The following is an 8,146-nucleotide window of genomic DNA, read 5'->3' on the forward strand; positions in this document are numbered from 1 at the left end:
GGGTTGCGATGCGGGGCGACGGCTGCCCTGGTGGCCGCTTACGCGGGGCCGTGCACCGGCTCCGGAAGCGGCGGCTACGTCGCTTCGGGACGCAGGATCGGACCGGAGGGAGGGAGGGTGTGACGGCGCGGTAAAGGAGCCCTTGCGTTCCGATGGTGCAGCGTGTAGCCTCGTAGCAATCTTTGCGGGTTGCATATGGGCTTCGGCTGATCGCTGCAGGAAGCGAATCGGTCGGGGCCTTTTTTGCGTCGTCACTCAGGGAGTGACGCGGCATGAGAGTTGCCTTTCTAGGTGTTGTCGTTCGGGATCAAGTAGTAGACGGGGCGCGAGAGCTTGCCGATCTGGGGTTTCGGTCCGGTCGAGAGCTTGTGTAGGACTTTGCTCACGTGGGCCTTGTCGTAGGACACCTCCGCTTCGTGGAGAGCCTTATGAATGTCGGCGGTTCGTACGGGCTCCTCGGTCACCAGGCTGAGCACCTTCTTCCAGAAGGGCCTGCCGTCTCGAAGACTCTCGACTGGGCGTTCGCCGGCTTGGCGCGAGAGGGCTCGCTCGATCTCAGTGAAGTGGAACGGGGTCGCCCTGCCGCCGGCCCGCACAACTTCGCCCTCGACGTCGACCGCGAGGCGGACCAGGTCTCGGATGGACGAGGACAAGCGTTGCAGCTGTTCTTCCTGGTGTTCGATCTTCATGGTTTTCACCTCCCTGAGGAACACCTTCCGCGACTGCTCTATCTCCTCGAAAGCCCCGAAATCGTCGCCCCATGAAAAAGCGGCCGATTTGTATAGCAAGTTGCGACTTGCTGCGTACTCGAACAGCTGCTTCCCGAAGCGGTGCTGCCCCATGAACTTCAGCAGGTGTTCCGTCCGCAGATAGCGGCGTCCGCTCCTGTACGCATTGAGGTCCGCCGGGGGCACCTCGAGGATGCTGGCGACCTGATGGAAGGGGATGTAGGCGAGGGGGCTCAAGCCCCGCCGGCGCGCCTCTCGCATGAGCCGAGCGGCGTCGCGTGCGGCGAACCAGGCCACGAGGTTCACCGCGAGGAACTCGAAGTCGTAGTCGTCCAGATCGGCACTCGTGGGGTCGATCGGAAAGGCACCGGGTTCGACTCGGTCGACCGGCCTTCTAGACCGGTCTCGAGCGACGGACCGCATGACCATCTGTCGATGATAAAGGGATAAAAATCGTCACAGACGCAGTCGGTGCTGCTGCCTCCCCAGCGACAGGCCGCCGTGGGAGTGTCGGCAGAATCGGCCTCTTGCCAGTGCGGAACGTCGGCGCAGCCCCGACGGGGGGCGATCTCGTACTCGACCCCCGCAACAGGTCGTGACATGTTTGCCCAGGGGGGGTACTGGCACCCCGCAACCCCACACCCACGAGTCCAGGAGCAACGGTCAGCCGTGAGATCCCACTCAGCCCTTTACGTAGATGCGGGGTATCTGCTGTCAAGCGCGGCGACCCGCCTCACCGGCTCGTCCCTCCGTCGGGGTATAGAGGTGAACTACACGGCCTTGATCTCTGCCCTGACCGAGGTCGTCCAGCGAGACTCCGGACTTCCGTTGCTGCGGGTCTACTGGTACGACGCTGCCCGCGACGGCAAGGCGAACCCTGTGCAGGAGGGGATCGCGCTGCTGCCGAACGTCAAGCTCCGCCTCGGCCGTATAGGTGTCGACGGGGAGCAGAAAGGCGTCGACCTCCGTATCGGCCTGGACCTGGTCGGGCATTCCCGCGCGGGCAGGATCGACGTGATGTACCTACTTTCAGGAGACGATGACCTGACCGAGGCCGTCGAGGAGGCGCAGGCGCAAGGCGTGCAGGTGACCGTCCTGGCCGTTCCCTCCTCTTCCATGAGGCCGCACGGCGTGAGCCGACACCTTCTGCACTCCGCAGACGGCCTCGACCTCATTGATCCCGCAGTTCTGGACCGGACCGTAACGTCCACCCCGGCCCCAGCCATCGACCCACCCGCCAAGACGGCGGCCGTCGAACCGACGGTGGACTCTGCCCCGATCGACGAGGTCGTTCCCCCTCGTCCGAGCCCTGCCGGGGTGGCGCGGCTAGTGCCGCCACTGACTACCAGGGCTGCCGCCTCGCACGAGGGCGGGGGTCAGGTGCAGTCAGCGAGTCGCACCCCTGCAGAGCTTTCGGAGAGCATGAACTCAGTCGCGAGGAAGACCTACTCGGCTTGGGCGGCAACGGCCTCCGCTGGGCAGCTCAACGAACTAAGGGCGGGACGACCTGCCATTCCTCGCGATTTGGACCGGGCGCTTCTGGTCGACCTGTCGATGGTTCTGGGCGAGTTCGAGTTGAGCGACTCGATGCGCTTCGGCGTCCGCGCCAAATTCTGGGAAGCCGTCAACAACGCGTAGCTCAAGGCTCTCCTCGAGTGGCTCCTCCGAGAACGTGTTCATGCTCTCCACCGTGCCCGTGCCGATGTCTCCGCCTGGGCTGGCGCTGAACACGACTCGCTCCATCGGGACGTCAAGCTGCGACGAACCGGATCAATGCAGCGTCTCGCAGCACATTGAGCCAACTGCGAGGCAGACCCTTCCGCGTGACGCCCGGATGTCTGGCACATCCCAAAAGGCCTGATAAGACCCCGATTGCGCTGAAATGAGGCGAAAAGTGTCACAGCTTTTTCGCGGCCGCATCCCGAAAACACGCATCCCAAGTGTGGACAAACAAAGGCGCCTCGAGTTCAGAACACTGAACCCGAGGCGCCTTTAGGGCTGAACTAGCCTCTGGCGGTACCGGTGGGATTTGAACCCACGGTGGAGTCTCCCCCACACATGTTTTCGAGACATGATCCTTCGGCCGCTCGGACACGGTACCGGGAGAGAGTTTAGTACATCCCGCGGCCATGTCGGAAATCGGGGTGGCGGGGGTGCCGACCCGCGCCTCCTGCACTCGGCTGGGGCCACGGAGAACCGCGTTCCGCTCCATGGACCGCGGCACGACTCGGTTCATCGAACGGAACGTGGTTCATGGCCGCGCCGCGCACGGCGTGAGCAGCCGCCGAACTGCCCGGCGTAGCGTCCAGGGATGCCCACACGCCACACCGCCGCCGCCTTCTTCTCGGGCGTCGGCGTCACCCTCGCCGCCACCGCAGCCGCCGGAGCCGGCGTCCGCAGCTTCCTCCGCCACCGGAACGCGGCCGCCGCCGACCTCAACGCCCTGCTGCCCGTCCACTCGGCCTGGTGGCGCGCCCGGTTCGACCGCGGGGGCGCGCTGCTCTACGTCGCGATGGGCGACTCCGCCGCGCAGGGCATCGGCGCCTCGAGCCCCGCCCGCAGCTACGTCGGTCGCCTCTCGGCGTACATCCGCCGCCAGGGCCACACCTCGCTGCGCGTCGTCAACCTCAGCGTCAGCGGCTCGACCACCTGGCTCTGCCGCAAGGACCAGCTGCCGAAGTTCGAGAAGTACGAACCCGACGTCGTCACCGTGGCCATCGGCGCCAACGACATCATCGCCTTCGACCCCGAGTCGTTCGAGAAGAACATCCGCGTCATCTACGGGGCCCTGCCGTCGCACGCCATCGTCGGCGACCTGCCCGCCATGTGGATCCCCGACCGCGAGAAGAAGCTCGTCGAGGCCAACCGCATCGTCCGCCGCGTCGCTGACGAGTTCGGCCTCACCGTCGCCCCGCTCTACGAGACCACCCGCAGGCAGGGCTTCTTCCGCACCTACCGCAACTCGGCCGGCGACCTCTTCCACCCCAACGACCGCGGCTACCGCGTCTGGGCCTCCGCCTTCGAGCCGGCCGTCGCCGCCCGCGTCGCCCGCATCGCCGCCGACCGCGCGGTCACCGACAGCACCGCCACCGTGCACGACGCCGCGGCCGCGGGGGCCGTCGCCCGCACCGCCGAGCGCCGCGCCGGACGCGCCGCCCAGCGCGGGACGGACGCCCCGGGCCGCTGAGCGCCGCGTGGTCGCGAACGGCTCGCACTCCGGCGACGAGGAGCCGGTCGTGACCACTCGACCCGCGCCTCCCGCCCTCCCCAGGTCGGCCGAGAGAGCCTTCTCCCCCGCAGCCCCGAGGAGGCGCCCCCGCTGTCGGTGGACCCACCTAGGCTGACCACATGGCCCGCTCCACCTCCCCCTCCTTCCGCTGCACAGAGTGCGGCTGGACCAGCCTCAAGTGGGTCGGTCGCTGCGGGGAGTGCCAGCGCTGGGGCACCGTCGTCGACGTCACCTCGGCCCTGGTCAGCGCCCGCGGCACGGCCCCGGTCACCGTCGGCGGCGACCGCGTCGCCCGCCCCATCACGCAGGTCGAGGCGAACAGCGTCGCGTACTGGCCGAGCGGCATCCACGAGTTCGACCGCGTTCTCGGCGGCGGCATCGTCCCCGGCGCGGCCATCCTGCTCAGCGGCGAGCCCGGCGTCGGCAAGTCGACCCTGCTGCTCGAGGTCGCCTCCCGCGCCGCCGCCACCGGTGCCCGCGTGCTCTACGTCACCGCAGAAGAGAGCGCGGCGCAGGTCCGCCTCCGCGCCCAGCGCACCGGCGCCATGCACGACAACCTCTTCCTCGCCGCCGAGGTCGACCTCTCCGTCATCCTCGGCCAGATCGACCAGGTCGACCCGCAGCTCGTCATCGTCGACTCCGTGCAGACGGTCTCGTCGTCGTCCATCGACGGCATCGCGGGCGGCACGTCGCAGGTGCGCGAGGTCGCCTCGACCCTCATTCGCGTCAGCAAAGACCGCAACCTGCCGGTGCTGCTGGTGGGGCACGTGACGAAAGACGGGACGATCGCCGGCCCGCGCCTCCTCGAGCACCTGGTCGACGTCGTCTGCCAGTTCGAGGGCGATCGCCAGACCGCGCTGCGCTTCATCCGCGCCCACAAGAACCGCTTCGGCCCGACCGACGAGGTCGGCTGCTTCGAGATGACCGGCGACGGCATCGCCGAGGTCGCCGACCCCAGCGGCCTCTTCATGTCACGCGGAGGGCCGCCGGTCAGCGGCACCTGCATCACCGTCGCGATGGAGGGGCGGCGGGCGCTCCCGGTGGAGGTCCAGGCCCTCATCGTCGCCAGCAGCACCCCGCAGCCCCGCCGGGTCGTCAACGGCGTCGACTCCTCCCGGGTCGCCATGCTGCTCGCCGTGCTCGAACGGCGCGCGGGCATCCGCCTCGGCGACGCCGACGTCTACGTCTCGACCGTCGGCGGCATCAAGATCACCGAGCCCGGCGCCGACCTCGCCATCGCCCTGGCCCTCGCGAGCGCCAGCCGCGACGCGAGCTTCCCCCACACCCTCGCGGCCGTCGGCGAGATCAGCCTCGCGGGCGAGATCCGACCCGTGTCGTCACCGAAGCAGCGCGCGTCGGAGGCCCGGCGGCTCGGCTTCACGCAGCTCGTCGACTCGGAGTCGGGCAACCTGCGCGAGGCGCTGCGCCGCGCGTTCAGCGCTGCGGCGACGCCGCGCGAGCGCGAGCTCGACGCCGCGTTCTAGCGCGCGTCGCGCGCGCCGCGAGACACCACGTTCTCGCACGCGAACCCGCCGCGGCAGGGTTCAGCGGCGAAGACGGGGTGCGGCACGTTGCACCGCCCGGAGCGGCCCGACCCGGCCCTGCCCGCGGGACACCACGTTCTCGCATGCGAACCCCGCCGCGGCGTGGTTCCGAGGCGAGAACGTGGTGCGGCACGCCCCGCGCCGCCCGCCCACCTCGCCACACACCCCGTTCTCGCACGCGCACCCCGCCGCGGCAGGGTTCCGGTGCGAAAACGGGGTGCGGCGGCACGCTTCGCGCGGCGCGGCGCGGCGCGGCCCGGCCCGGCCCGCGAGACACCACGTCCTCGCGCACGAACCACGCCGCGGCGTGGTTCCGAGGCGAGAACGTGGTGCGGCACGCTCCGCGCCGCCAGGCCCGTCTCGGGAGGCACCACGTTCTCGCACGCGAACCTCGCCGCGGCGGGGTGCCGTCGCGAAGACGGGGTGCGGCACACGGCGCGCGGCCGGGTGCGGCCCGGCCCGGCCCACCGGGCACGCGAGACACCACGTTCTCGCACGCGAACCACGCCGCGGCGTGGTTCCGGTGCGAAGACGTGGTGCGGCACGGCGTGCCCCACGGCGGGCGGCTAGCGCAGGGCCTTGAGCAGGTCCTCGGGGGTCGCAGCCATGGTGTGCGGCCCGGCGATGTCGAAGAAGACCTGCTCGAGCACGTCGAGGTGCACGTCGAGGAAGGCCCGCAGCGCGTCGGCGTCGTAGAGCATCACCTCGCGGCGCGGGTCGTCCGGCACCATCGCCGCGTAGGCGTCGGCCGACGAGAAGAGCAGCAGGATCCGCTTGTCGGTGTTCTCGCGGCCGAAGACGCGCACCTGCTCGGCCGCCCCGAAGACGGGACCGTCGTCGGCGGGCTCGTCCGCGCCTCCCTCGGCTCCGTCGACCGTCGAGCCACCGTCAGCGCTCGAGGCACCCGAGGCACCCGAGGCACCCGCAGCATCAGTACCCGCAGCACCGCCCGCGGGCGCCACCAGCTTCGGCACCACGACCACGTCGTGACGGAGGGCGAACGCGACGGCCGCGACGTCCTGCGACGCCAGCGCCAGCTCGAGGGCCTCGGAACGGGGAGAAGGATCGGTCATGCGCTCAGTTCAGGATCATGGGGGCGGTGTCGGCCGAGACGATGTCTCCGACGCTGACGGTCAGACGGTAGGTCGCGCCTCCCGCAGGAACCGGGGTGCGCGTGCCCTCGCAGGTGTCGGGGGTGGAGCGGGTGCGGTCCCAGGCGATCGCCGGCGTGGTCAGGGTCTGGCCGGCCTGGATGGTGACGACCTGGTCGGTCGGGTTCACCTGGCAGTCCTTCGACGACCACCACTGCTCCTGGCCGCTCGTGACCACGAGGGCCTGCTGGCTCGACCCGAGGTTGAGCGAGCAGTCGACCGAGCCGGTGTTCGTGATCGACATCGAGATCTGCGGCAGCTGCGTCGACGCGTACGTCGCCGCGTCGGTGATCGGCACGAGGTCGACGACGCCCGCGGCGCAGGTGGCGTCGTCGCCCGCGGCGGGCGCGTCGGTGGCCGGAGAGGTCGCGTCGGCGGCGGGAGCCGCGCCCGTGGCGGGCGCCGAGGCCTCGGTCGTCTCCTCGGCGGCGGCCGGGGGCGTGCTCGTCGCGGCGGCGCCGGGCTCGGCGGCGCCGGAGCCGGGTCGCACGACGATCAACACGATGACGATGATGACGACGACGAGACCGAGGGCGACCATCGCACGCCGACGCCAGTACACCGAGGGCGGCTGCGGCCCGGTCGGATCCATGAACGTCGACATGAGCAGAGGTTAAGCGCTGGTCACCGCCGTGACCGGGAGGGCGGCGGCGTGTGCGCTGAGAATGGGCCGAGCGTGCGCCGAGCCGCCGGCCGTCGAGCCGGACGAGCCGGACGAACCCCACGAGCCACCCGCACCGAGCCGCCGACCTACGGCCGCGGCGGCAGCGCCTTCAGCATGCGCGAGTTGCCGAGCGTGTTCGGCTTCACGCGCGCGAGGTCGAGGAACTCCGCGACGCCCTCGTCGGTCGACCGCACGAGCTCCGCGTACACCTCGGGCGGCACGAGCCCCTCGTCGCCGACGTTGAGGTAGTCGTGCTTCTCGAAGAAGTCGACCTCGAACGTCAGGCAGAACAGGCGACCGATCTCGAGACGACGGGCCGCCTCCTCCAGGCCGTCGAGGAGGCGGTGGCCGACTCCCTTCCGGATCCACGCGGGGTCGAGGGCGAGGGTCCGGATCTCGGCCAGGTCGTCCCACATGACGTGCAGCGCACCACAGCCGACGGGCACCCCGTCGGGGCCGACCGCGATCTGGAACTCCTGCACGTCGCCGTAGAGCGTCACCAGGTCCTTGCCGAGCAGGATGCGTCGCTGCACGAACGGCTCGCAGAGCCTCTGGATGTGCGGCACGTCGCTGACGACGGCGTCACGCACGGTGATGCCGTGCTGGTCGGCGGAGGTCATCGGGCCAGCCTACCCACGCGCCCCGCGCCTCCGGCGGACGGGGAGAGCCGAGGAGGCGCGGGTCGGCGGGTCGGCGTCGGTCACGGCGGGTCAGCGCCCACCCGCCCGCGGGGACGGTGACCCGCCGCACCCCGCCGTCCGAGCACCGGACCACGGGAGCGAGGACGCACGAACGCCCGAGGGCGGCCCGGCCGGAGCCGGACCGCCCTC

The 8,146-nt window shown here is 70.3% G+C and carries 7 protein-coding genes and 1 tRNA gene; 3 read left to right on the forward strand and 5 right to left on the reverse strand.

Annotated elements, in window-relative coordinates; translation table 11 throughout:
• Positions 1 to 287 precede the first annotated feature (287 nt).
• The gene (locus tag IFT45_RS15860; RefSeq protein WP_192129361.1) at positions 288 to 1,157 is read right to left on the reverse strand and encodes a hypothetical protein; all 870 of its coding nucleotides are present in this window, start codon (positions 1,155 to 1,157) and stop codon (positions 288 to 290) included.
• A gap of 171 nt (positions 1,158 to 1,328) precedes the next feature.
• On the opposite strand from IFT45_RS15860, the gene IFT45_RS15865 reads away from it, so the two are divergent.
• The gene (locus IFT45_RS15865; protein ID WP_244638063.1) at positions 1,329 to 2,366 is read left to right on the forward strand and encodes an NYN domain-containing protein; all 1,038 of its coding nucleotides are present in this window, start codon (positions 1,329 to 1,331) and stop codon (positions 2,364 to 2,366) included.
• 373 nt (positions 2,367 to 2,739) lie between these two features.
• On the opposite strand, the gene IFT45_RS15870 is transcribed toward IFT45_RS15865, so the two are convergent.
• Positions 2,740 to 2,829: transfer RNA gene (locus tag IFT45_RS15870), tRNA-Ser, on the reverse strand.
• A 210-nt stretch (positions 2,830 to 3,039) separates the two neighbouring features.
• On the opposite strand from IFT45_RS15870, the gene IFT45_RS15875 reads away from it, so the two are divergent.
• Both IFT45_RS15875 and radA read left to right on the forward strand, forming a co-directional pair.
• Positions 3,040 to 3,915: an SGNH/GDSL hydrolase family protein gene (locus IFT45_RS15875; protein ID WP_192129365.1), complete on the forward strand. Its 876-nt coding sequence runs from the start codon at positions 3,040 to 3,042 to the stop codon at positions 3,913 to 3,915.
• 161 nt (positions 3,916 to 4,076) lie between these two features.
• Complete coding sequence (gene radA, locus IFT45_RS15880) at positions 4,077 to 5,441, forward strand: DNA repair protein RadA (RefSeq protein ID WP_056057903.1); 1,365 nt, start codon at positions 4,077 to 4,079, stop codon at positions 5,439 to 5,441.
• Positions 5,442 to 6,067: 626 nt separating this feature from the next.
• On the opposite strand, the gene IFT45_RS15885 is transcribed toward radA, so the two are convergent.
• The 3 genes from IFT45_RS15885 to IFT45_RS15895 form a co-directional block, all read right to left on the reverse strand.
• Positions 6,068 to 6,574: a dehydrogenase gene (locus tag IFT45_RS15885; RefSeq protein ID WP_192129367.1), complete on the reverse strand. Its 507-nt coding sequence runs from the start codon at positions 6,572 to 6,574 to the stop codon at positions 6,068 to 6,070.
• Positions 6,575 to 6,578: 4 nt separating this feature from the next.
• Positions 6,579 to 7,256: a hypothetical protein gene (locus IFT45_RS15890; RefSeq protein ID WP_156370147.1), complete on the reverse strand. Its 678-nt coding sequence runs from the start codon at positions 7,254 to 7,256 to the stop codon at positions 6,579 to 6,581.
• Positions 7,257 to 7,402: 146 nt separating this feature from the next.
• Positions 7,403 to 7,936 carry an amino-acid N-acetyltransferase gene (locus tag IFT45_RS15895; RefSeq protein WP_056057910.1) on the reverse strand — a complete coding sequence of 178 codons (534 nt, stop codon included), beginning with the start codon at positions 7,934 to 7,936 and terminating at the stop codon, positions 7,403 to 7,405.
• Positions 7,937 to 8,146 lie beyond the last annotated feature (210 nt).

The organism is Frigoribacterium sp. CFBP 13707 (genome assembly GCF_014842245.1).
GTDB classification, from domain to species: Bacteria; Actinomycetota; Actinomycetes; order Actinomycetales; family Microbacteriaceae; genus Frigoribacterium; species Frigoribacterium endophyticum.

Excerpts from the sequence above, each read along its gene's own strand:
- IFT45_RS15860 (WP_192129361.1), bottom strand. The coding sequence starts at position 1,157 with ATGGTCATGCGGTCCGTCGCTCGAGACCGGTCTAGAAGGCCGGTCGAC.
- IFT45_RS15865 (WP_244638063.1), top strand. The coding sequence starts at position 1,329 with ATGTTTGCCCAGGGGGGGTACTGGCACCCCGCAACCCCACACCCACGA.
- IFT45_RS15875 (WP_192129365.1), top strand. The coding sequence starts at position 3,040 with ATGCCCACACGCCACACCGCCGCCGCCTTCTTCTCGGGCGTCGGCGTC.
- radA (WP_056057903.1), top strand. The coding sequence starts at position 4,077 with ATGGCCCGCTCCACCTCCCCCTCCTTCCGCTGCACAGAGTGCGGCTGG.
- IFT45_RS15885 (WP_192129367.1), bottom strand. The coding sequence starts at position 6,574 with ATGACCGATCCTTCTCCCCGTTCCGAGGCCCTCGAGCTGGCGCTGGCG.
- IFT45_RS15890 (WP_156370147.1), bottom strand. The coding sequence starts at position 7,256 with ATGTCGACGTTCATGGATCCGACCGGGCCGCAGCCGCCCTCGGTGTAC.
- IFT45_RS15895 (WP_056057910.1), bottom strand. The coding sequence starts at position 7,936 with ATGACCTCCGCCGACCAGCACGGCATCACCGTGCGTGACGCCGTCGTC.